At 39.1% G+C, this 22,094-nt stretch carries 22 protein-coding genes and 2 pseudogenes; 14 read left to right on the forward strand and 10 right to left on the reverse strand.

The genetic code is table 11. The features are described from left to right. Positions 1 to 23: 23 nt before the first annotated feature. Positions 24 to 1,151 (forward strand): radical SAM family heme chaperone HemW, encoded by a 1,128-nt coding sequence (hemW, locus tag OCV73_RS13810; protein WP_147553124.1) that lies wholly within the window; start codon positions 24 to 26, stop codon positions 1,149 to 1,151. A gap of 25 nt (positions 1,152 to 1,176) precedes the next feature. On the opposite strand, the gene OCV73_RS13815 is transcribed toward hemW, so the two are convergent. Both OCV73_RS13815 and rlmH read right to left on the reverse strand, forming a co-directional pair. Then, entirely contained in the window at positions 1,177 to 1,758 is a 582-nt protein-coding gene (locus tag OCV73_RS13815; protein WP_167551275.1) for a DUF2490 domain-containing protein, read from the reverse strand. Between the two features lie 94 nt (positions 1,759 to 1,852). Then, on the reverse strand, positions 1,853 to 2,326 hold the full coding sequence (gene rlmH / locus OCV73_RS13820) for a 23S rRNA (pseudouridine(1915)-N(3))-methyltransferase RlmH (RefSeq protein ID WP_147553128.1): 474 nt from the start codon (positions 2,324 to 2,326) through the stop codon (positions 1,853 to 1,855). A gap of 147 nt (positions 2,327 to 2,473) precedes the next feature. On the opposite strand from rlmH, the gene nadC reads away from it, so the two are divergent. Further along, on the forward strand, positions 2,474 to 3,322 hold the full coding sequence (gene nadC, locus OCV73_RS13825; RefSeq protein ID WP_147553130.1) for a carboxylating nicotinate-nucleotide diphosphorylase: 849 nt from the start codon (positions 2,474 to 2,476) through the stop codon (positions 3,320 to 3,322). A gap of 175 nt (positions 3,323 to 3,497) precedes the next feature. On the opposite strand, the gene OCV73_RS13830 is transcribed toward nadC, so the two are convergent. Both OCV73_RS13830 and OCV73_RS13835 read right to left on the reverse strand, forming a co-directional pair. Further along, positions 3,498 to 3,941 (reverse strand): hypothetical protein, encoded by a 444-nt coding sequence (locus tag OCV73_RS13830; protein WP_147553132.1) that lies wholly within the window; start codon positions 3,939 to 3,941, stop codon positions 3,498 to 3,500. A gap of 66 nt (positions 3,942 to 4,007) precedes the next feature. After that, complete coding sequence (locus OCV73_RS13835) at positions 4,008 to 4,649, reverse strand: HAD family hydrolase (protein ID WP_147553134.1); 642 nt, start codon at positions 4,647 to 4,649, stop codon at positions 4,008 to 4,010. 106 nt (positions 4,650 to 4,755) lie between these two features. On the opposite strand from OCV73_RS13835, the gene OCV73_RS13840 reads away from it, so the two are divergent. Both OCV73_RS13840 and OCV73_RS13845 read left to right on the forward strand, forming a co-directional pair. Further along, a complete protein-coding gene (locus OCV73_RS13840) occupies positions 4,756 to 6,123 on the forward strand; it encodes an MATE family efflux transporter (protein WP_147553135.1) in 1,368 nt (455 codons plus the stop codon). Between the two features lie 71 nt (positions 6,124 to 6,194). Further along, entirely contained in the window at positions 6,195 to 6,638 is a 444-nt protein-coding gene (locus OCV73_RS13845) for a methylglyoxal synthase (RefSeq protein WP_147553137.1), read from the forward strand. 140 nt (positions 6,639 to 6,778) lie between these two features. Here OCV73_RS13845 and OCV73_RS13850 read toward each other — a convergent pair whose 3' ends face one another. The 5 genes and pseudogenes from OCV73_RS13850 to OCV73_RS13865 form a co-directional block, all read right to left on the reverse strand. Continuing rightward, positions 6,779 to 9,049, reverse strand: coding sequence for a glycoside hydrolase family 3 protein (locus OCV73_RS13850; protein ID WP_147553139.1), 2,271 nt, complete (start codon positions 9,047 to 9,049; stop codon positions 6,779 to 6,781). A 256-nt stretch (positions 9,050 to 9,305) separates the two neighbouring features. Beyond that, a pseudogene (locus OCV73_RS14595) lies at positions 9,306 to 9,545 on the reverse strand (ABC transporter C-terminal domain-containing protein); the annotation flags it as partial. A 71-nt stretch (positions 9,546 to 9,616) separates the two neighbouring features. Then, positions 9,617 to 11,195: pseudogene (locus OCV73_RS13855) on the reverse strand (ABC-F family ATP-binding cassette domain-containing protein); the annotation flags it as partial. A 148-nt stretch (positions 11,196 to 11,343) separates the two neighbouring features. Further along, a complete protein-coding gene (locus tag OCV73_RS13860) occupies positions 11,344 to 12,693 on the reverse strand; it encodes an MATE family efflux transporter (protein WP_147553143.1) in 1,350 nt (449 codons plus the stop codon). Positions 12,694 to 12,928: 235 nt separating this feature from the next. Then, positions 12,929 to 13,732: a class I SAM-dependent methyltransferase gene (locus tag OCV73_RS13865; protein ID WP_147553144.1), complete on the reverse strand. Its 804-nt coding sequence runs from the start codon at positions 13,730 to 13,732 to the stop codon at positions 12,929 to 12,931. Positions 13,733 to 14,568: 836 nt separating this feature from the next. Between OCV73_RS13865 and OCV73_RS13870 the strand changes: the two genes are divergently transcribed. The 10 genes from OCV73_RS13870 (at position 14,569) to OCV73_RS13915 (ending at position 21,318) form a co-directional block, all read left to right on the forward strand. Next, positions 14,569 to 15,186 (forward strand): TetR/AcrR family transcriptional regulator, encoded by a 618-nt coding sequence (locus tag OCV73_RS13870; protein ID WP_147553146.1) that lies wholly within the window; start codon positions 14,569 to 14,571, stop codon positions 15,184 to 15,186. A 73-nt stretch (positions 15,187 to 15,259) separates the two neighbouring features. Then, positions 15,260 to 15,646, forward strand: coding sequence for a DUF4377 domain-containing protein (locus tag OCV73_RS13875; protein WP_147553149.1), 387 nt, complete (start codon positions 15,260 to 15,262; stop codon positions 15,644 to 15,646). 92 nt (positions 15,647 to 15,738) lie between these two features. Next, positions 15,739 to 16,413, forward strand: a complete 675-nt coding sequence (locus tag OCV73_RS13880) for a flavodoxin family protein (protein WP_147553151.1) — start codon at positions 15,739 to 15,741, stop codon at positions 16,411 to 16,413. Next, entirely contained in the window at positions 16,389 to 17,477 is a 1,089-nt protein-coding gene (locus tag OCV73_RS13885) for an MBL fold metallo-hydrolase (protein WP_147553153.1), read from the forward strand. Before OCV73_RS13880 ends, OCV73_RS13885 begins: the two co-directional genes overlap by 25 nt. A 2-nt stretch (positions 17,478 to 17,479) precedes the next feature. Beyond that, on the forward strand, positions 17,480 to 17,989 hold the full coding sequence (locus OCV73_RS13890; protein WP_147553155.1) for a hypothetical protein: 510 nt from the start codon (positions 17,480 to 17,482) through the stop codon (positions 17,987 to 17,989). Between the two features lie 26 nt (positions 17,990 to 18,015). Next, on the forward strand, positions 18,016 to 18,867 hold the full coding sequence (locus OCV73_RS13895) for an RteC domain-containing protein (RefSeq protein WP_147553157.1): 852 nt from the start codon (positions 18,016 to 18,018) through the stop codon (positions 18,865 to 18,867). A gap of 24 nt (positions 18,868 to 18,891) precedes the next feature. Next, positions 18,892 to 19,515 (forward strand): hypothetical protein, encoded by a 624-nt coding sequence (locus OCV73_RS13900; protein ID WP_147553158.1) that lies wholly within the window; start codon positions 18,892 to 18,894, stop codon positions 19,513 to 19,515. Between the two features lie 342 nt (positions 19,516 to 19,857). Then, positions 19,858 to 20,364 carry a dihydrofolate reductase family protein gene (locus OCV73_RS13905; RefSeq protein ID WP_147553160.1) on the forward strand — a complete coding sequence of 169 codons (507 nt, stop codon included), beginning with the start codon at positions 19,858 to 19,860 and terminating at the stop codon, positions 20,362 to 20,364. A gap of 255 nt (positions 20,365 to 20,619) precedes the next feature. Further along, positions 20,620 to 20,985, forward strand: coding sequence for a helix-turn-helix domain-containing protein (locus OCV73_RS13910; protein WP_147553162.1), 366 nt, complete (start codon positions 20,620 to 20,622; stop codon positions 20,983 to 20,985). A gap of 6 nt (positions 20,986 to 20,991) precedes the next feature. Then, positions 20,992 to 21,318 (forward strand): helix-turn-helix domain-containing protein, encoded by a 327-nt coding sequence (locus OCV73_RS13915; RefSeq protein WP_147553164.1) that lies wholly within the window; start codon positions 20,992 to 20,994, stop codon positions 21,316 to 21,318. Between the two features lie 129 nt (positions 21,319 to 21,447). Here OCV73_RS13915 and OCV73_RS13920 read toward each other — a convergent pair whose 3' ends face one another. Next, entirely contained in the window at positions 21,448 to 21,975 is a 528-nt protein-coding gene (locus OCV73_RS13920) for an antirestriction protein ArdA (protein WP_147553166.1), read from the reverse strand. Between the last annotated feature and the right edge of the window lie 119 nt (positions 21,976 to 22,094).

The raw sequence follows: 22,094 nt of genomic DNA on the forward strand, positions 1-22,094 counted from the left end.
AATTGTCTATCTTTGTATCTGTTATGGCCGGAATTTATATTCATATTCCTTTTTGTAAATGTCGTTGTCTATATTGTGATTTTTATTCCAATACGGATATGTCGCTGCGTTCGGACTATCTGGATGCTTTGCTCGGAGAGTTGTCGTTGCGTTTTTCCGAGCTAAGAGGGGAACCGGTAGAAACACTCTATATCGGAGGTGGAACTCCTTCCCAGTTATCGGTTTCCGAGCTGCAGTTTCTTTTTGATGGAGTTGCCCGGTATTTCGATATAGATGCCTGTCGGGAAGTAACGCTGGAAGCCAATCCGGACGACCTTTCGCCCGAATATATTTTTGCTCTTCGCGAGCTGCCGGTAAACCGGATAAGTATGGGTGTTCAAAGTTTTGATGACCAGGAACTTAAGTTTCTGAACCGGCGTCATTCCGCAAAGCAGGCCGTCGAGGCTGTCGGAAATTGCCGGAAAGCCGGGCTGGAAAATATAAGTATCGATCTTATTTACGGTTTGCCCGGACAGACTGCCGGGCGTTGGGAAAACCATTTGGATCGAGCTATAAGTCTCGGTGTTCCTCATATTTCGGCATATAATCTTATTTACGAAGAAGGTACTTCTCTTTTTCGGATGCGGGAAAAGGGATTGTTGCAGGAATGCGACGAAGATACGTGCATACGGCTTTTCGAATCTCTAATGGATAAACTCGCTTTGGCAGGCTATGAACATTACGAGATATCCAACTTTTGTTTACCTGGTAAAGAAGCGGTACATAATACCTCTTATTGGAAACAGGTCCCTTATCTGGGATTGGGAGCTTCGGCCCATAGTTATGACGGAGATTTCAGGCGTTTTAATAAAGACGACATACATTATTATATCGACCGGATAAAAGAAGGAAAGGTCGCCTATGAAGAAGAGTCCGAAGACTTGTATAGCCGTTATAACGAAATGGTATTGACATCTTTGCGTACAAAATGGGGTATGAATACCGGGAAACTGGAACGTTTGTATGGTAAAGAATTACATGATTATTGTCTGCAACAAGCCTATCCTCATATTCGTAGCGGCAAAATGTCTTATGAGTGCGGTATCCTGCGTATTACTCGTTCAGGATTATTCGTGTCCGATGATATTATGAGCGATCTGTTTTATGTCTGATTGTTCTTTTTTGTCATGCACTAATTTACAGCTTTATTTTGTAGGAGAAACTTATCATTGTATTCAGTTGCCGGGGCGAAGTCGTAATGAGTTGTTCTTCCCTTATTTTAATCTCTGCCGAATTATGTTTATCTATCCGGTATTCCACCCCGGCATCGTACCATACCCGTTCGAGCTTTCCCTGTTTCGTCCCGTTACATAACAAGAACAAGTCGGCATAAAGAAAAGGTTTCCAGGGAGAGTCTTTCGATATAATGTAACTCAATTTTATTCGGTTTCTCCATTTATTATTAGGCTCCGATACTCCCCGGGTATATGTCGATTCGAAGCGGGATGCCCAGGATATATCTATGCGCTTGGCCGATTGTAGGGCTGTAAATCCTAATTGATAACGATTCCGGTTCTTATAAGAACCGTCTGCAGTTCTTTGGTTCATGTAATAATATAAGGCGTTCAGTTTCAGGTGGGATTTCCATACGGCATAATCGATGGCTACGATTGGCATATAGCGTTCATATTTCCCGAAATTAGAGTTTGTCCAGATATTTTGTTGTATATGAGCACCGAAACGTGGAGTGACTTGTTTGCTAATCGTAAAATTAAACATATTTCCAAAATCGTATTTTTCGGCCTTCAATGATATAGAACAATAAATAAGAAGAAGCAGTGGGAGAAATTTAAGATAATGTGACATAATTATATTATTCATGATGATAGGGCTCGTTATTCAATATGGTCATGGCACGGTATAGTTGTTCGGTGAAAATGACACGTATCATCTGGTGTGAAAAAGTCATTCTGGATAGGGATATCTTTTCTTGTGCTATATCGTAAATGCGCTGTGAAAATCCGTAAGGTCCTCCTACCACGAAAACCAGTCGTTTAGGAACCGTGTGCATTTTACGTTCGAGATACCGGGAGAAACTTACCGATGTAAATTCTTTTCCTTTTTCGTCCAGCAGAACAATATAGTCTCCCGGTTGAAAACTCTTTAATAAAAGATCCGCTTCCCGCTCTTTTTGCTGATCGAAATTGAGGTTTCTGGCATTCTTTAATTCCGGGATAACTTCGTTTTCAAAAGGTATATAATGCCGTAACCGGTTTGTATATTCCTGTATTGCTGCGACAGAATATGCATCTGTAGTCTTGCCGATCACTAAAAAGACAATTTTCATAACAGGTTGTATTTATGGGGCATTTTTCCTAATTTTGCAACCGGAAAAATAAATCCTTCACTCCTCTTTTTTCGAGCCGTAAAGGTAGCAATAACTCCTGTTAGAAAAAAATGTATTAAATATTAATCCTGCAAAAGAATTTAAAGTATGAAAAGTTCCGAAGAGTTGGTAGATGACCTGATAAAACTGGCTTTTGCCGAAGATATAGGAGACGGTGATCATACGACCTTGTGTTGTATCCCTTCCGATGAAATGGGAAAATCCAAGTTACTGGTAAAAGAACCGGGTGTATTGGCCGGAGTAGAAGTGGCTAAAAAGATATTTCGTGATTTCGATCCTGAATTGAAAATGACCGTATATATTCAGGACGGAACGGAAGTAATGCCCGGTGATGTAGCTTTTGTTGTAGAGGGGCGTGTACAGTCTTTGTTGCAGACGGAGCGTCTTATGTTAAATGTAATGCAGCGAATGAGCGGAATAGCTACGGTTACCCGTAAATATGTGAAATTGCTGGATGGGCTGCATACCCGTGTGCTGGATACCCGTAAGACGACACCCGGTTTGCGCATGCTGGAGAAAGAAGCTGTAAAGATAGGAGGGGGAGTAAATCACCGTATAGGTCTTTTCGATATGATATTGCTGAAAGATAATCATGTCGATTTTGTCGGTGGGATAGAACAGGCAATAACCCGGGCCAGACAGTATCTGAAAGAAAGAGGTAAAGATTTGAAAATTGAGATTGAAGTGCGTAATCTTGACGAATTGAAAGAAGTTATGAGAGTAGGAGGGGTAGACCGTATTATGTTGGATAATTTTACTCCGGAACTTACGCGTGAAGCGGTGAAACTCATTGACGGGAAATATGAAACCGAATCATCCGGTGGTATAACTATAGATACTTTGCGTATGTATGCCGAGTGCGGTGTGGATTTTATCTCTGTCGGAGCACTCACACATTCGGTAAAAGGACTGGATATGAGCTTTAAAGCTTGTTGATTCAAGCTAAAGCAATCTTTCGCACAGGTGAAAGTTATCCGGGTGATTAGCTATTGTGTTTCCGGATAATTATGAGACAGTGTAGTCCCGGAATAGCTTTGTGGTATGATTGGAATAAATAAATGTATGTTACAAAACGAGGGCTTTTTAGAAAAAAGCCCTCGTTTTGTGTAATTTACCAAGTCATTACTATGCGGAATAAAAGGTCGGGAGGCCGGACATTTACCATAAAGTCACTGTACATGACATTAAAGGTAATGTATCCGGGCTCTATATCGAAGCTATAAACTTCCACCCATTTGTTCCCGTATGTATCTTCCTGAGGATAGACGAAAGGCATAGTCGTTTGTATTTCACGTCCATCTATAATATCTACTTTATAGCCGTTGACATTTCCCGATTGATAGATGAATTCGGTAAGTTCTCTGAACGGAAATGAGTAGGTGTAGAACGAATTATTTCCGTTTCCGTCGCTTACCAGTTTCCAGTCTCTGGATTTGATCTCGAAAGTTTTGACACCCCAGTTCGTTCCTTCGCCGGGTGCACCCGGAGGACCCATCGGCCCTTCGCATGAAATAAAGACGAGGGCCAGCAGTAATGTAAACAGCAAATTTTTCATGTTAGTTATATATTAGTTATAACAAAAAAATAAGATTAATGGGGATTAAAGAATATACTTTTTTGATTATTTAATCTTGATCATGTCTTGGAATGTAAAGTTCTCAAAATCCGGAATAACGGCGACCGATTTGCCAGTGAGTTGTTCTGCCGAATTTGTCGTCGATAAAGCGATAACTTTCATGTGGGCCGCATTTCCTGCTGCTATACCGGCGAAGGAGTCTTCGAAAACATAACAGTTGCGAATGTCAGTATTCAGTAGGTGCGCTGCCAGAAGATAAGATTCTGGATCGGGTTTTGATTTGGTAATTCGGTCGGCCGTGACGATGGTATCGAATAATTCTTTAAAATGGGGATGTTGATGATATAGGTTCGCCATTTTTGCATCGTTCGAACTGGTAACAACGGCTACTTTTGCTTCATTCTCTCTGACGCCAGTAATAAATTCGATTGCCCCCGGAATAAAGGGGAATGTCATTTCCTGTTCGAACTTATATAATTCTTCGGTTATTTCCGCTCTTAATTTTTCCTGTCCCGGGAAGTAGCGTTCATATATTTGTACCAGGGTATTCCCTTTGATAGCCCGGCTGAAATCTGGTTGTTCGGGTAAATGTTCATTACCTATCTTTTCCCAGAATTTCGTATACTGGGGTTCTGTATCTACAATGACTCCGTCGAGATCAAAAAGGGCTGCGATAGTCTTACACATCTTTTTATACCTTTAATTTGTTTAACTATGCAAAGTAAATAATTCATGGTATACCAAGCAAATAATCCTTACCTTTGCCAACGATAATAATTGTGAAATTAGATATATGTCAGACACGAATTCCCCTCTTATATTAGGTACAAAGCCTATAGGAAAGTTACTTTTGCAGTATTCTATTCCGGCGATTATCGCCATGACCGTAACGTCTCTTTATAATATAATTGACAGTATTTTCATTGGACATGGTGTAGGTCCGCTGGGCATAACAGGACTGGCTGTTACTTTTCCCTTGATGAATCTGGTTATCGCATTTTGCACGCTGGTCGCTATCGGAGGAGCTACTATCAGCTCTATTTATCTCGGACAAAAAGACTTTGTACGGGCTACCGAAGTTTTAGAAAATGTACTTATTTTATGTATTATAACTGCTTTTTGTTTCGGGGGGCTTACCCTGCTGTTTCTTGACCCTATCCTTATATTTTTCGGAGCCAGCCGGGAGACTTTGCCTTATGCACATGATTTTATGGAAGTCATTCTTATAGGTTCTCCCATATCCTATGTATTTATCGGTCTCAATAATATAATGCGCGCTACGGGATATCCCCGTAAAGCTATGCTTTCGTCCCTGCTTACCGTAGGAGCTAATATTATTCTCGCACCCATTTTTATTTTTCATTTTGATTGGGGTATCAAGGGAGCAGCTTTTGCAACTGTCTGTTCTCAATCCCTGGCAATGCTATGGGTAATACATCATTTCAGGAATAAAGGGAGTTTTATACATTTCGATAAGACCTACCGTAAATTAAAAAAAAGGATAGTACTGAGCATTTTTTCTATCGGTATGTCGCCTTTTCTGATGAATGCCTGTGCTTGTGCCGTTGTTATAATTATTAATAACGCACTCCGCAGTTATGGTGGCGACCTGGCTATCGGAGCTTATGGTATCGTGAACCGGATGTTGACTCTCTTTGTCATGATCGTGATAGGAGTAACCCAGGGTATGCAGCCGATTATAGGGTATAATTATGGGGCCCGGCAGTTTGACAGAGTGCGCAAGACATTAAAATACGGGATCATTGCCGGTGTTACGATCACGACATTCGGATTTGTTGTCAGTGAGTTATTCCCTCATATGATCGTTGCAATGTTTACTACCAGTAATGAGCTCACTGAATTGGCAACGACCGGACTAAGGATCGCCTGTCTGATGTTCCCGTTCGTAGGATGCCAGATCGTTATTTCCAATTTTTTCCAGTCGATAGGTCATGCCAAGGTTTCTATCTTTTTATCTTTGTCACGTCAATTGCTGTTCCTTATTCCTTGTTTAATATTGTTGCCCCGTTATTGGGGAACCGAAGGCGTATGGGCCAGTATGCCGATGTCCGATTTTGTCGCTTTTGTTGTAGCTATAGTTGCATTGGGTGTTCATTTTAAGAAAGTACGTAAACAAAGTTTACCTGTAGTTACCGATTAAATAATGTGATAAAATATAGAATCTTTTAATAATTTATCAGTACATTTGTATGTATATAAAATGCTTGAATTATGAAAAAGAGATTAACTATCGCCTTGGTTGCACATGATAACCGTAAGGCCGATATGGTAGAGTGGGTAACATATAATGCGGAATTGCTGTCGAAACATCATATGGTATGCACTGGTACTACGGGAAGTTTGGTTCGTAAAGCATTCGAGGAGAAAGGAATTGAAGCTGAAATTACTTGTATGAATTCGGGACCTCTCGGGGGAGATGCGGAAATTGCCGCAATGGTGGTACGACATGAGATAGACCTGGCTATTTTCCTGATAGATGATTTAAATGCTCAGCCTCATGAAGCTGATATACAAATGTTGCTGCGCCAGTGCCGCGTGCATAATGTGCCTATCGCTTGTAACCGTTATAGTGCCGATCTTATGATTACCAGTACTTTGTGGGATAATGAAGATTATGTTCCCACTGAACCCAAATACATTTATTTTAAACGGTAATTCTGCAGATAGGAATGATAATTGTTTATAGTTTTGATTATTAGGTTTATACGTTTTTTTGTATGACCGTTTATAATTTGCAAGATCGTCGTTATCTGTTTCAGAAGAAACAAATAATGACGTTTTTTATCTTGTCCGGTCTATTTTACTTTCCTGTATCGATGTGTACGTTCATCATTAATAATACCGTGCCAGTTGAGTCCAAAAGCAAAATCATATGAATTTCCATCCGTATCGGTATAACAACGGATATCGAGCGGAGTATCTTCATTATGCTCTTCCACGGCGCGCATATCAGCCGGCATTTGGGCGGGAAGCAACCCCGACGGCTCATATTTACCCGAGATTATGTCCATAATGGCCTGTACTTGTACATCGAAACCTATAAGTATAGCATCGGCCAGCGGTTCTACTTCTTGCATGACCATAGGATTTGACATTGATATTACCAGAATAATGGGTTTATTTCCTATATTCCTGCGGGTTTCTTCGAGCATATGCAGATCACAGAGATTGATCGTCCGGGAGGTTTTGCCACGATATGACCTGTTGGTGAAAGATTCGAACGGATCACCTCCGGCGATACTTTTCTCTCGCGCATATTCAGCCGTGTAATCGTTATATTGCAAACTAATAGGAATATACCCGTTTCCACCTTTTTTTATATCTTCTTTGTCATAGCCCATAAGAAAACTGTGGGGTGACTCTATGAATACTATGGCAAAATCCGCATCATTGATATCGGCTGCTTTATCGAAATATTTTTCCAGAACTGAATCAGGAACCGGATCATAAATTCTTTCCGGTTGCTCTTCCCTCCAAAAGCTGGGTCCTGAAGGAGATATTCTTTGCGGTATATATACTTTTTTTCTCGTGTTTACGGGTAGTAACGAATGGTGGTTCTTAAGCATGACTATGCTTTTTACTTGTTGTTCATAGCCTGTTTCCATGAATTCGGGACATCCTACGGTTTGTATAGTGTGATCAACGTCTACGTAGGGATTTTCGAATAATCCTGTACGGAATATGTTCAGTAGTAAACGATAAGCGGAATCCTCGAACCTTTTTCTCATCCAATCTTCTCCGTGTTCTTTAACTCCCATGTTATAAGCTTCTATGACCGGTTCTTTCACGTTATTGCCTCCGAACTGGTCGACTCCGGCCATAAGAGCTTTGTAATGTCTTTCAGCTTCCGATATCGTTTCTACTCCCCACGGTTTGCCCGAATGGACTCCAGGATGTTCTTCGTCATGAGTTATCATCCAGTCCGTGCATACGACACCGTTGTAATTTGCATCGCCTCGAAGCTGGTCGGTGATAAGAGTTTTGTTGAAACCGTTGCCTACGTTTTCTTCGGTCTGGTTATAAGAGATGGTGTAATATGGCATTATTGCCGAGGCCATACGCGTCTTTCCGTTCAAGTTAAAAGCTCCTTCTATAAAAGGTTGTTTATGAAGTTCGAAGTTGCGGCCCGGATATACGGCAAATTTACCGTTACCATAATGAGCGTCACGTCCGCTTTCTCCGGTACCTCCCCCCGGCCAGTGTTTAACCATGGCATTTACACTTTTATAACCCCAGCCGTTTGCGATTTCGTCATTTCCTTCCGATGTTTGGAAACCATCGCAGTAAGCCCGGGTCATGTCCGTTGCCAGTAATGGTTCGGAGCCAAATGTACTGCTGTAACGATACCATCTGGGATCTGTTCCCAAGTCGGCCTGAGGTGATAATGCTGTTGCCAGCCCCAAGGCTCTGTACTCAGTGGAGGCTATGTGACCGAATTTAAGGATAATATCGGGATCGAATGTGGCCGCCAGTCCTAGCATGCTGCTCCACATGGATATTTTTCCACCGCTACCGGCACTGAATTCTGCATCTGCAATGGCAGAGTGTCGTGGATCTGAAGAGTTATTGGCGGGAATGCCATGCGTTCTTCCTTCTATTAAAGCTTGTACTTTGTTATTCCAGCGTGCTGCTGTTTCCGGGCTTTCGATTTTTGAGACTAATATATGCCTTAGATTATCTTCTATCAGGAATTTTTTCTGTGCATCGCTTAAGTCGTAAGCTTTTGCATCGCTTTCTTCAAAAGGTTTGCCTCCGTATGTATCGTCCGGCATAGGGAGTTTGTTTTGAATACTATATAACATAAGTCCGGCAATTTCGTCTATAGTAAGTTTCGAAGCGAGATCGCGGGCCCGTTCTTCCATGGATAATCTCCAGTCTTCGTACGGTTCGAGTTTTCCTGACCCGTTGAAATCTTTGAATATTTTTCCGTCTACCTCGATTATTTTGATACCGGAATCAGGAGAATAACCTAATGTGGGACCTTCATTTTGATGTATCAGGTTATATCCGTCTTTTACTTCTTCTTTGAATTCTGAGAGAAGCTTGTTTTTGCTATTCTCATTCATAGTGTTATTTAGATTTAATAGCGTGTTTTATTATCTATAGTATTATAATGCGTTTTACGTTACAAAAATATTCGTTATTATTTTTATATAAAATAGGAAAGGAAGGTATATTGTTGAATATTATATATTTTTATTGAAGGTTTTATTTTACTTGTGGGAATAGGTTCCCGATAGATTTTACTTATCAACGAAGCCAAAGGAAAAATCTAATTCAGATTTTTCCTTTGGCTTGATAAAAAAGGGGAGAGATTAAATTTTATCCTTCTATTTCGCTTAATTCGAGCCAGCGCATGATTTTTTCATCTATGAGTTTCATGACTTCGCCGATACGGGTGGATTTTACCATGAGCTCGTCGTTAGATAGAGTTCCGCTACTCATTGCATTTTCCAATTCTGCTTTTTCCGCTTCCAGTTGAGGTATAAGGACGTCCAGTTCTTCTAATTCCCGTTTTTCTTTAAACGAAAGTTTGTTTTTTCTGGGTTGAGCCGTTTTTTCTGTAGAAGTGTTGTCTTTTACTATTTTTTTTGCTTGTTCTGCTTGTTGTTCAGCTCGTTCGCTTTTTTCTGTTTCCTCTTTCCACACTCTGTAGTCGGAGTAATTTCCCGGGAAGTCTTTTAACTGTGCATTTCCTTTGAACACGAGCAGGTGATCTACTACTTTATCCATAAAGTATCGGTCGTGTGAGACTACTATTACACAACCTTTGAAGGTACGCAGGTATTCTTCCAATACGTTTAGCGTAACAATATCCAGGTCATTGGTCGGTTCGTCCAGTACGAGGAAATTCGGATTACTGATCAGTACCGTGCAAAGATATAACCGTCGTTTTTCTCCACCGCTTAATTTATAAATGTAATTGTGCTGGGTTTCGGGTGCAAACAGAAAATGTTGCAGGAATTGTGATGCCGATAATTTACGGCCGTCGCCCAGAGATATTTCTTCGGCTATATTGCGGACGGCATCTATTACTTTCATTTGGTCATCAAACTTTAGACCGTCCTGGCTGTAATAACCGAAACGGACTGTTTCTCCTATATCGAAATGTCCTTTGTCGGGTTTAACCTCTCCGATTAGCATTTTGATGAAAGTAGATTTTCCCGTACCGTTATTCCCGACAATCCCCATTTTTTCGTAGCGGGCAAAAACGTAATTGAAATCTTCGATGATTCTTATATCTTCAAAGCTTTTATAAAGATGTTTGGCTTCAAAAATTTTCGAACCTATGTATGAGGATTTAACTTCCAGTTTTACTTGTGTATTCTGCCGCTGTTGTTTTGCTTTCTCTTCCAGTTCATAGAATGCGTCAATGCGGTATTTGGCTTTGGTTCCTCGGGCCTGGGGTTGCCGTCTCATCCATTCCAATTCTGTACGCAATAAGTTGTTCGCCCGGTCTATTTCGGCGTTTTTGGCTTCGATACGTTCTTGCCGTTTTTCCAGATAATAACTATAATTCCCTTTATAGGAATATAGGCTTTTGTTATCAATCTCTATAATCTGGTTACACACCCGGTCTAAGAAATAACGATCGTGAGTGACCATGAGCAAGGTGATATTGTTACGGTGTAAATATTCTTCCAGCCATTCGGTCATATCGATATCCAGATGATTGGTCGGCTCGTCGAGGATGAGGAGGTTCGGTTCGGTAATAAGGACATTTGCCAAAGCCAGACGTTTTAGCTGCCCTCCCGACAATTCTTTTACTTTCTGGTCAAAATGATTGATTTTTAATTGGGAGAGTATCTGTTTGGCTCTTTGCTCATAATCCCAGGCTTTGAGCCGGTCCATATGTTCCAAGACCTCTTCCAGTCTTGAATGGTCATCAGACATCATAATCTGCTCATATTGCGATATGACCTGAACCGTTTCGTTTTGTGAATGAAAGCAGGCTTGAATGACGGTTAGTTCCGGCGGATATACCGGCATTTGTTCCAGATAACCGACCCGCAAGTCCCTGCGGAAGGTTACATTCCCGGAATCGTAGTCCTCTTTTCCCGCTATTATGTTGAGCAGAGTGGTTTTCCCGGTTCCATTTTTGGCAATAAGCCCTATTCTGTCTCCTTCACTTATCCCGAAGGAGAGGTTTTCAAACAGGACCAGGTCTCCGAATGACTTGGTAAGTTCTTCAATTTGCAGATAACTTATCATGGGTATGATGTTTATATATAGAGGGCATCCGTATGAATGCACTGACTACAAAAGTAGTTGTTTTTTTCGATATGTACTTTTTCTTAAGTAGACTTCCTGCCGGAGAATATATTTTTCGGTAAAATGAAGGGAACAATTTTTTACCGGTTCAATAATGTTTGTATTTACGGATAATAGCATAATAAAACCACAGAGTAAGAATTGTTCCTTTCAGAATGCTGCTGATCGTGATGCTCCACCATATCCCGGTCACGCCTAATATGGCGAACGTGACCAACCCGTATGCCATAGGAATGCGGCAGGCATTGAGAACTATGCTTAACAATGCGGGAATAGATGTACGCCCCAGTCCGTTGAAAGCTCCGGCTGTGACGGTTTCCATCACCATGAAAACTTGCGAAAGTGCCAGGATATGCAGATACACGCCTCCGGCGTGGTATGTTTCGGGTTCTGTTACGAATAACGAGAATATCATATCTCCTGCAAAGAAAAAAGCCAAACCGGCAGCTAATCCTATTCCTCCGGCGAGCAGCATGCTTATCTGGTACCCTTTTACAATACGTCCGTACTTTTTGGCTCCGAAATTTTGCCCCACAAAACTACCTAAGGCTGTGGAAAAACCTCCGGCCGTCATCCAGGAGATGGCTTCTATCTGCGAGCCTATACTAAAAACGGCTACTCCTACATGGCCGAACCGAGCAGCCAGCTGAGCCAGGGTAGTGGAAAGGGTGGCAAAGATCATATTTTGTACCGATACCGGGGTTCCCAGCCGGGCGATTTGTGATATTTTCTTCTTGTGTTTTTTGAAATGAACAGATAATTTTCCCAGGGGGGAACGGTGTGTATATAATTGATAAGAAAAAATAGAAAATACCAGTAACTGGGATAATGTAGTGGCAAGTGCCGCCCCGTTCGTTCCCATAGCCGGAAAGCCCAGGTAACCGAAAATAAGGAGAGGGTCCAGGATCATATTTGCGATTAAGCCTATCGAGGCTATTTTAAATGGTGTTTTACTGTTTCCCGAGCCGAAAAACACACCGCCGAAAGTGTTATTGTTACAGGTGAAAAATATACCTGGAGCAATGATGCGGAGATAGTCTATTCCCATAGCGGAAATATCGTTCTCTAATTTAAAGAATCCAATGAAAAGAGGAGAGATTATAAAAACGAGTACAGCTACGGCGAGTGAAACGATACAAGACAAATATATGGCATGTTCGGCGTAAGAGCGGGCTTCTTCGCGGGAACCTCTTCCTAATGACTGGGAAATACTTATTTCAGCTCCTATGCGTGAAATAAAAGACGTCGAGTTACAGAACCAGATAATGAAAGACGCGGCTCCCACTGCGGCAACATGTTTACTGCTCAGGTGTCCCAGCCAGGCCATGTCGGTCATGCTGTATGCCATTTGAACGAATGATGCGGCAATAAGGGGAGCTGCCAGAGAACTGATGCGCGATGTAATACTACCCGTAGTGAGATCTTTAACTTCGGCCATATAACTCTTGTTATGATTATTTTTTGAAAATGGGCTGCAAAGTTACGCTTTCTCTTTGATATTTCATAGTCAAGAGAGATATAATATTGTTACAGACAGGGACAGATGCCTGCATGTTTATATTTCAATGTGATGCTACAGAGCTGAAAGGATAATCTGTATTTCTTTATCTGCTTTATTTATATAAGTAAAAGATTACAAGTATCATAAAATATACCAGAAGGCATGTTTACCGTTATTCTTTTGTGTCTCTGTCGTTTCCGGACTGAAATGTCTTTTTTGCCAGAAACTCTTCTAATGAGATGGGATTATGAGGATATAGTTTCAGTTTTGTTTTGGATTTCATTAAATAAAATAAGGCGGAGCACATTTTTTCTATTTCCTTCAGAATAGTTCTCTGAGGATATAATTTTCGTACCATTTCCTTATTCCAGGGGCGAATGAAAAAAGATAAATAGTATTCATCCGTAGGATTTACGATAAATTCTATTTGATCATTCCATTCATACCGGTTGAACATAATGTTACCCTCGGTGAACCGGAGCAGACGGTAAATAAGAGACTGGTATGGAAGATAATTTAAAAAAAGTTCACCGTAGTTATTTTTATAATTTCCCGGCATTTTATCTTTTTCAAAAAGTATCAATTTATTATCTATATCCAGAATGATCCATTTGTGGGATTTTTTAGGAAAGAGTAATTCTCCTAAGAGGCTGGGGGTTTCCATATATCCCCGTTTAGCCACTCTGTTTTGTTCGAGTATAAACTTCTCTGGATTTTCGGTGTGTTCAAGAACTTGATTACAAATAACATAATCAAACTCTTTATCTTTAAAAGGCAGATTTTCCCCGTCCGCATTAACAAAGGTTTGGTGTGGATATATCTTTATATTTCCACAGCGGTGATAATTGGAGTCGACGAATTTATCCGCCAGAACATTGGAGCGGTAGGATGGATTATGTCCGGGACCTACTTCTAATACGCGGTCTTTTTTTTTAATCTTCAAATCTCTTCTGTCGTAAGGTGAGCGTACTTTCATCTGTCGTGGTAATTATGGAGGCATATTTACTTTTCTGCATCAAATAGCCGAACCGTTTTAATCATTATGATGAGAAACCTAAAAACACCTGTTTATTCTATAATTCTGGTTCCCTGATTATTAATAACAACATAAAATAATGTACAAAGTTATAGTTTCTTTTTAATATTATGTATATACAATATATATTTTGTCAATATGAAGAATCGTAAATCATTAGGGATAAGAAGTAACGTATGTCTCTTTTTGAATGCCTAAATTATGTTTTATAACATATTTCCATAAAAAAAGCGCATATAAGGAGAAATTTTTGCTTTTTAAGTGTGGGAATTTAAATTATTGTCTTAACTTTGTACAGTTTGATTAAAAACGAGACTAGAAGCCTCTTTTTACCAATCTTGTTATCCTCTCTAATATAATAAGAAACACACAACGCCGACATTATCCGTTAGGCAAGACTTTAATCATTTGGTCGGGAATGTATGGTCTTGCGAGAAAAATCCTTATATATTTTTTTGAAAAAAGAACACAAAAATCTGTAAGTGATTGGTAGTTAGTCGAAATTGACTGCAAAGATAGGCTTTTTGCGGTAACCCGTAACGATTTAGAAGCGTGGCTAACAACGTAAACCATTGCATTTTGCACTACTTCAAATAACTTAAGCAAAGTTATAAATAATATCTGAATTTGCGCTTTAAAAAAGCATTTTTTATTAGACAGCAATCTCATTTTCAATTGGTATTTAGCAAAATAGCAAAAAAACGAGATTTATATTTGGAGAATTATAAGATATATTTATCTTTGCAAAATATTAGTCATTTGACTAAAATTGAGATATGAAAAAAAGTGTAGAACAAAAATTGATAGATGCAGCCCGTGAAGTCTTTTATGAAAAGGGCTATGACGGTGCAACCGTTCGTGATATTGCTAAAAAGGCAGAAGTCAATTTAGCACTCTTACACTATTATTTCAGGACGAAGGATAAACTTTTTGAGGTTGTTTTTCAAGATGCCTTAAATCTGCTTTTTAAGAAATTAAATAAAGCATTTACTTCTGATATAACTGTATTTGACAAAATAGAGTTAATGGTTTCAAGCTATATTACAACCGCTTCTAAGCATCCGCAGATTGCATCTTTCCTCATGCGTGAATTTTCACTTAATAGAGAGGTCGTATGGGAAGTGATTAACTCACAACCTCAAAAAAAGAGCATTATTGATAATTATGATAAATTTTTCGAGGAATTGATAGAAGCAGGGCAGAAAGGTATTATCAAAGAGCTTGATCCCAAACAATTATGCATCGACATTCTATCTTTGTCACTTTTCCCATTCATGGCAAAAGGATTTCTTGTCAGCTTTCTATACCCTGATAAAAAATCGGGATATAATAGTATGATTAAAGAAAGAACAGAACACGTAAGTAATCTAATTATTAGTAACATAAAAAAATAATTTTTTTACCCAAATTTAGTCAAATGACTAATAATATAACAAAACAAAAATATAAACAATAAAACTTAGAAATATGAGAACATTTAAGTCAGGGATATTATTACCCATATCCTTTTTCGTTTGCCTGTCTTTAAGCAGCTGTTTAAATGACGATGATATAAAAGAGGATAAAGTTGAAGAAATTTCTCTAACCGTTGCATCTAAAACAACATCCGTAATTTCAATGGAGGAAACTGAAACAGAATATTTGATTATTAAAGAAGGCAATAAATGGAGCTATCTGCCTAACGGTTGGATTGAGGGTTTTACATATGAATTGGGCTTTGAATATAATCTTAAAGTAAGAAAGGTTACACCCGCTAATAGTAAATACATCCAAGATGCCCCACGTAGCAACTATTATTTGCTGGAAATAGTATCCAAACTACAAAAAAAAACAGAAGTGCCTTATATAGAATAGATGTTTCAATCAAAGGCGAATGGAATATCGGTGATATTGCGTTCGTTTTTTTGCAATTAATTTAGTCATTTGACTAACAAAATAAATTAAATATGAAAATTACAATCATCAACGGAAGTCCGAGAAAGAGCGGTTCTACCGCCAAAATTCTAAAAAAAATGCAGGAGAATTTTGAAAAAAAAGAGGATGTAACTGTATCATACTACGATTTGACTGACTATTCTTTATTAGAGTGTTCAGGATGTCTGAGTTGTTATGCGAGAGGTGTATGTCATTTAAAAGACAATCTTGAGGATATAAATAATAATGTTGCTGAATCAGATGCTTTAATAATCGGTTCGCCTGTGTATGTAAGCAATGTTCCCGGAACATTAAAGAAATATATAGACCGGGGGCATTTTGTCTTGGAACAATCGCTATACGGAAAATACACGTTTGCGGTCAGTACTTATGAGATAGGAGGAAGCAGTGATGTGGTAAGTATTCTTAATAAATTATTCCGGATCTCCGGGGGCATTATATTGGGTAATCTTCAAATAAAACTCCCTTTCAATTCCAACCCTTTATCCTTACCCGGTATGGAAAAGAGGTTGGGAAAAACATCGAATCACATTTATAATTCAATTAAAGGGAAAAAAAGAAAGAAATTGATAGACAGATTATTTAACTGGTTTGCAATCCGCCATGTCATAAGACCTTATGCCGTTAAAAAGCCTAAACAATATAAAGCAGTTCTTGAAAGATGGGCAAAACTAAATATCGTATAATGAAGCTGTCGATCATTTCTGTAACTATTATAGTCGGAATATTTACGTATACGAATTTATTGAAAGGACAGGATATGATAGAATATAGGATGAACCCTGATTTGGATTGCATAAAGCCGGATTGGAAAGGGAATATTGTTATCAACGGAAAGTTTCAGAATGATACCATGCCTGAATCTGCTCCGCTTTGGGATGTGGTAAAATGGAAGTTGAGTAGGAACCCACAGCGAAAGGAGAAGAAATCAGAGATATATCATCTTCCTGTTGAAAAACTAAGCTTCCCTTTAGATAGCAACAATCAGATTATCTGGCTCGGTCACGCAACTTTTATTATTCAGATTAATGGCGTGCGTATAATAACCGATCCTGTTTTTGAAAATATTCCGGCAAACAAGCGTAAAACAGTTTTGCCCTGTAATGCCGATTCTATTGGGGATATAGATTATTTACTCATATCCCATGACCACCACGATCATTTTAACAAAAAGTCTATTGAGCTATTGAGCCGGAATAATCCTTCTATGGAAGCATTAACTCCGCTTAATGCACGAAGATTATTCGATACCGATATTCTAAAAAACATTCCTATTCAAGAAGCCGGATGGTATCAGGAATACCGGATCAAAGATGATGTTCGTATAATTTTCCTCCCTGCAAAACATTGGGGAAGAAGGGGGCTTAATGATTTTAATAAAACGCTTTGGGGCGGTTTTTTAATTGTGGGAAAGCACACAAAGGTATTTTTCGCCGGAGATAGTGCTTACGGAGAAATATTCAAAGATATTCAGGAATTATTTGGAGATATAGATATATGTATTTTTCCTATCGGGGCATATTCCCCTGAATTTATGATGGCATCATCCCACATGAACCCGGAAGAAGCGATTACAGCTTTCCGTGATTTAAACGGGAAAATATTTATCCCAATGCATTACGGTACTTTTGATTTATCTGACGAACCTTTGGGAGAGCCTATAAGGAGATTAAGAGTGTCGGCATTAGAAAGCAACTGTATGGAGAATATTAAAGAACTTACAATAGGTCACACCTCTTTAATTGAATAGATATGAAGCAAATAGTGTTTAAATATAATGGCAATGGTTTTCTCGCATGGGGATATTCGGTAGTTCTCTTTTCTGCACTTATTTATGCCTGTTTAATATTTACCGGAAATGACTTGTTTTATTTGTTGTATTTGGGAGTACCTATCTCTGCAAATGTAATCGTAAGACTAAAGAACAAGAGCAACACAGCATCAACCACAGAAAAGTTAATAGATAATATTTGGTCTTTGTTTGGTCTAATAGCTGTTTTAAGTTGTATCGGCAGGTATTTTTATGAATATCCTTTGTTTGCGCTTATATCTCTGTTAATGGGGATTGAAACAATAATTACCGGAGTAATACTTAAACGAAAAGTCATAGTGATTTGTGGTTTCGTTGGTGTATTGGGGACAGTTCCACTTGTGCTGATAAATGGATATAATCAACTTGTCATTATCTCAATAATATTCTTATTTATATCAGCGATTCCGGGACATATTTTAAACAGAAAACCAGTTCTGATAAATCCATAATATGTCATAATCAATAAATATACGATATGAGAGATTTTCACACACGTCTATCAGGAAAGATACAGACAGAGTTACAAAGTATTGATTTGGAAGGATGCGACATATCTCGTGAAGAAGCTGCCAAAATGGTTAAATTCCTCGAAGACTGTTTATCCGAACTTCGGGATTATTTTCTCGTTTTGAAGTCGATAACCGTGCAGGACGAAATCGAATTTTTCAAAGAAATGAAGCCCGAAGTATTGGGGTTGCTTTTGTATTTCAACAAAATACACACTGTCGAGTTAAAACGCCCTATCGGGAGCAATGAAACGCAAAGCGAGTATTACGATAAGGAACTGAAAAGCCTTACTTATTTCTTTGAGCGTAATTTGGACTTCCACCAGTATTACAGGGCAAATTCGACCTACTTGGATGAATACTACTTTGTAAGGGGAAAGTCCAATCACGAACTTTGTGCCGATAGCGCACAATATATTCTTGACCCCTTGTTTTCAACGGGATATGATTACAAAGTTTCAAAAATTATCTGCAACGAAATGCTGCGGATTTATTTGAACAAGAAAAAATACAATCTGGAAAAACAGGTAATAATCAAAAAGAGTCGGGAGTTATTACCTCATAACAATTTGAAATGGACGGGTTCTAAAGCCGATGCGACCGAGTTAGGCTATTCCATACGGGATAGCGGGGTAATAAATCATGGAAACGTCGATGTTAAAGAAATTATGAACTTTATAGAGGTCAGCTTTGATATTGACTTGGGCGATTATTACAGGACTTATGTTGCAATCAAAAGCCGGAAGAAAGACCGGACACCATTTCTGAATAAACTTATTGAGAGCCTAATCAGAAGAATGGAAAAAGACGATTCAGAATAAACTTATCAATATAATTATTAATGTATGAAAACAACTTACAACTTTAAAAACTGTGCAATGTATTGTTTATTAGCAGCAATACTACTGCTAACATTCAATAGCTGTGATAAAGATGATATTATCATATCATCTTTTTTTGAATGTGAATTAAACGGGGTAAAGTTTAAAACCGATAATCCGGTTATGACATTTCCGAATGGAAGACCTTCTCCTATAACGAACTATTATGTAGGTGAAGATAAATGGGCGTTTAGTTTTTCAACTACAATTAAACCAAATGAGGAAACAGTAGACATGCCTTATTATGATTTGCGCTCTTTCATATACCTGAAAGAACCTCTAAAAATTGGAGAAAAATATTCTTTCCCTGTATTACCGGGTAAAGAACATTCAATTTCTTATGTTTCTGTTGCAGATGAATTAGTCGAAAATCAGATTTCTTATGTAACCTTTTCACTTAGTGGGGATTGGGGCAATTTGAGTTTTGGCTCTGGTTATATTCAATTGACAGAACTTAGTGAGGAAGGGAAGTGGCTCAAAGGAATAGTTGAGTATGAATTTGTTTCTCCGATTGAACAAGATGAAAAGCGAGAACAAATAAAACTAAAAGGAGAATTTTGTTCAATTTTAGACCAGAACGTATATTAAATTACTATTGATCTATATTACACTATAAAGAATAACAGGAAAATAAAAAATTAGTAAGATAGGAAAGTCCGGAGGACTTTCCTATCTTTGCAAAACAATATAAAAATGAAAACGCAGATTATTTCTGCATAAATATATTACATAACGTTCGCAGAACGTCTCGTTACGAAAACTGGTAATTTTCAGATGAATAGAGGCTACTGTGCAATGTCTATGCTATCATTGTATAGCGTGGGCTTGCCTGTTTCTATTCATGGGTATACCAGTACCTCGTAACGGAGCAGTGTGGGTTCCACGCTTCTTTTTTGCTCCGGCGTTCTCCGATATAAACACGATAACAATATGAGTAGGATTAAAGCACACATAGCAATTTCGCTGGACGGTTATATTGCTCACACGGACGGGGAAACAAACTGGATACCCGGAGAACTCGCAAAAGAAATATCGGAAATACACCAATCATCCGAAATCTTATTGGCTGGCTCCAATACTTATAATGCTATTTTTGAGCAGTGCGGAAGCTGGCCATATAAAAATAGCTATGTTGTTTCCCATTATGACAGTTCATCGCTTGCAAGCGAGAATTTGCAATACCTGTTCGATGAACCGATAGAAAAGATATGCGAAATGAAGAAAGCAGCTATTGGAGATATAACGGTTATCGGTGGCGGTAATCTGATAACTTCCCTGCTCAACAATGGCTTGGTGGACGAACTGTATTTGTATATTGTCCCCGTTCTACTCGGCGACGGCATCCGTTTTTTAGGCAAGACCTATGATGTAAATGTTAAATCCTCCAATCCCGAAGAATATAAAGGGACTACAAAAATATGCTGCACATTTAACTAATTGCTATATTGCTATAACAAAGCATATTAAACAATATTGCACATTCTGAAAACTACCAAGTTTATACCAACTTGGTAGTTTTTGTTTTCTGTCTGAAAATACCCCAAATCAGCCCTATTTTAACATTAATCAGGCTGATTTTCTTATTTATACCCCTGTTTTTTAACTAAATAAATATCTACCAACTTGGTAAGACCTTGGCAATTTTATTGGTTTCAGCACCCGACCTTTGCAGAAATTCAAAGAGTTACAGATATGAAAGTGATTACCATTGATTCGGAAGCCTATAAAGTATTGGTACGAAAAATCGACCGAGTTTTTAACTACATCAAAGAGCAGAAAGAAAAAGATGCTGTCCCGCCGCCCGACCCGTCGGAGATATGGATAGGCAACGAGGAAGCAGCCGGGATTTTGGAGATAAGCCAGCGGACATTACAACGCTTGCGCTCTAACGGAGAAGTAACCTATTCTATCCGGGGCGGTAAAATCCGTTACACGCTCCAAGAAATACAGCGGCTTATCGTTGGACGGGTGGTTGCAAGCAAATACAAACAGGAAGCCGATTTGTTGCAGGCGCATCAGAAGTATCAGGAACGCAAGAAAGGAAATCAAAAAAAGTAATGCGATATGGGAGAGAGCGATTTAACAAATTGGTTGCAAGAATGGTTTGAGCGGTTTATGGGACGCTTCGACCGCTTAGATGAAAATATGGAACAGATGTCGGGAAGGTATAATTTTTTGGACGGGGAACGGTTGCTGGATAATCAGGACGTGTGCCAATTGCTCCATGTCAGCAAGCGTACCCTGCAACGCTACCGCTCGTCGGGCGAACTGCCCTACCAAATGATTTACCACAAGACTTATTACCGGGAAAGCGATGTAGATTTGTTTATCAAAACTCATTTCAATAAAGGAGAGGATAACGAAACGGAAACAGAAGATTCCGAGCCATGAGTTATTTGTTTTATGTCTTTCTGGGAGCATCCCGTATTGTCGTGAGATAAGGCGGGATGCACTTTTTATAGGCGCAAGCAAAGAAAAAGGCGGGAAATTCCCGCCTTGCCGTCAAGGTATGGCGTTCTATCAGGAACGCCGGAATACATAGCCGGATTCAAACCAATAATCGCCGATAAACAGGTCGCGTGCGAACTTTTCATAATCGAAATAAGTTTTAGCAAACTCCGTTAATTCGTAGCATTGTTCGACTACTTCATAGGCGTAATCTTCTTCATCTTTATATTCGCCCTGATAGTCGTCGCGGAACGAATCTATAAGCCCGCTTATATCGTCCGTGTCTATATCATGGCTGCCGTCATTAAGCCATATATAAAAGGCTTCCTGCTCGTTTTCGTTCAAGTCCGAAACAGCTTCAATCACTTCAAAGAGATTATCCGAAAGCCAACTTTCCCCTATAAGTGAGGACGGTATGTTTTCCCAATCCTGAAACATATACTCGGCATCTTCTTCGTCGCTGTGCAATTCACGACAAGCGTCGTAAAATTCTTCTTTATCGGAATAATCTGAAAGGTCTAACCATTTTCCATAAATGGAACCGTTATTATACTTGGCGTAAGTGCCTACATAAATCCGTGCTTCTGATAAATTTTCCATAACCTGACTTTTTTTTATCGGCAAACCTGCCGTTATTTTGTTTTCACGGGCATAATCCGGTGTAGGTGTTAGGGTTGTCAAGTTTTCCGCGACAAAATACGCTCGCAGAGGAAGATTTT

The organism is Barnesiella propionica, from assembly GCF_025567045.1.
Classification (GTDB): domain Bacteria; phylum Bacteroidota; class Bacteroidia; order Bacteroidales; family Barnesiellaceae; genus Barnesiella_B; species Barnesiella_B propionica.

What these genes read in the sequence shown, in the direction of transcription:
- hemW (WP_147553124.1), top strand. Translation starts at nt 24, where the DNA reads ATGGCCGGAATTTATATTCATATTCCTTTTTGTAAATGTCGTTGTCTA.
- OCV73_RS13815 (WP_167551275.1), bottom strand. Translation starts at nt 1,758, where the DNA reads ATGTTTAATTTTACGATTAGCAAACAAGTCACTCCACGTTTCGGTGCT.
- rlmH (WP_147553128.1), bottom strand. Translation starts at nt 2,326, where the DNA reads ATGAAAATTGTCTTTTTAGTGATCGGCAAGACTACAGATGCATATTCT.
- nadC (WP_147553130.1), top strand. Translation starts at nt 2,474, where the DNA reads ATGAAAAGTTCCGAAGAGTTGGTAGATGACCTGATAAAACTGGCTTTT.
- OCV73_RS13830 (WP_147553132.1), bottom strand. Translation starts at nt 3,941, where the DNA reads ATGAAAAATTTGCTGTTTACATTACTGCTGGCCCTCGTCTTTATTTCA.
- OCV73_RS13835 (WP_147553134.1), bottom strand. Translation starts at nt 4,649, where the DNA reads ATGTGTAAGACTATCGCAGCCCTTTTTGATCTCGACGGAGTCATTGTA.
- OCV73_RS13840 (WP_147553135.1), top strand. Translation starts at nt 4,756, where the DNA reads ATGTCAGACACGAATTCCCCTCTTATATTAGGTACAAAGCCTATAGGA.
- OCV73_RS13845 (WP_147553137.1), top strand. Translation starts at nt 6,195, where the DNA reads ATGAAAAAGAGATTAACTATCGCCTTGGTTGCACATGATAACCGTAAG.
- OCV73_RS13850 (WP_147553139.1), bottom strand. Translation starts at nt 9,049, where the DNA reads ATGAATGAGAATAGCAAAAACAAGCTTCTCTCAGAATTCAAAGAAGAA.
- OCV73_RS13860 (WP_147553143.1), bottom strand. Translation starts at nt 12,693, where the DNA reads ATGGCCGAAGTTAAAGATCTCACTACGGGTAGTATTACATCGCGCATC.
- OCV73_RS13865 (WP_147553144.1), bottom strand. Translation starts at nt 13,732, where the DNA reads ATGAAAGTACGCTCACCTTACGACAGAAGAGATTTGAAGATTAAAAAA.
- OCV73_RS13870 (WP_147553146.1), top strand. Translation starts at nt 14,569, where the DNA reads ATGAAAAAAAGTGTAGAACAAAAATTGATAGATGCAGCCCGTGAAGTC.
- OCV73_RS13875 (WP_147553149.1), top strand. Translation starts at nt 15,260, where the DNA reads ATGAGAACATTTAAGTCAGGGATATTATTACCCATATCCTTTTTCGTT.
- OCV73_RS13880 (WP_147553151.1), top strand. Translation starts at nt 15,739, where the DNA reads ATGAAAATTACAATCATCAACGGAAGTCCGAGAAAGAGCGGTTCTACC.
- OCV73_RS13885 (WP_147553153.1), top strand. Translation starts at nt 16,389, where the DNA reads ATGGGCAAAACTAAATATCGTATAATGAAGCTGTCGATCATTTCTGTA.
- OCV73_RS13890 (WP_147553155.1), top strand. Translation starts at nt 17,480, where the DNA reads ATGAAGCAAATAGTGTTTAAATATAATGGCAATGGTTTTCTCGCATGG.
- OCV73_RS13895 (WP_147553157.1), top strand. Translation starts at nt 18,016, where the DNA reads ATGAGAGATTTTCACACACGTCTATCAGGAAAGATACAGACAGAGTTA.
- OCV73_RS13900 (WP_147553158.1), top strand. Translation starts at nt 18,892, where the DNA reads ATGAAAACAACTTACAACTTTAAAAACTGTGCAATGTATTGTTTATTA.
- OCV73_RS13905 (WP_147553160.1), top strand. Translation starts at nt 19,858, where the DNA reads ATGAGTAGGATTAAAGCACACATAGCAATTTCGCTGGACGGTTATATT.
- OCV73_RS13910 (WP_147553162.1), top strand. Translation starts at nt 20,620, where the DNA reads ATGAAAGTGATTACCATTGATTCGGAAGCCTATAAAGTATTGGTACGA.
- OCV73_RS13915 (WP_147553164.1), top strand. Translation starts at nt 20,992, where the DNA reads ATGGGAGAGAGCGATTTAACAAATTGGTTGCAAGAATGGTTTGAGCGG.
- OCV73_RS13920 (WP_147553166.1), bottom strand. Translation starts at nt 21,975, where the DNA reads ATGGAAAATTTATCAGAAGCACGGATTTATGTAGGCACTTACGCCAAG.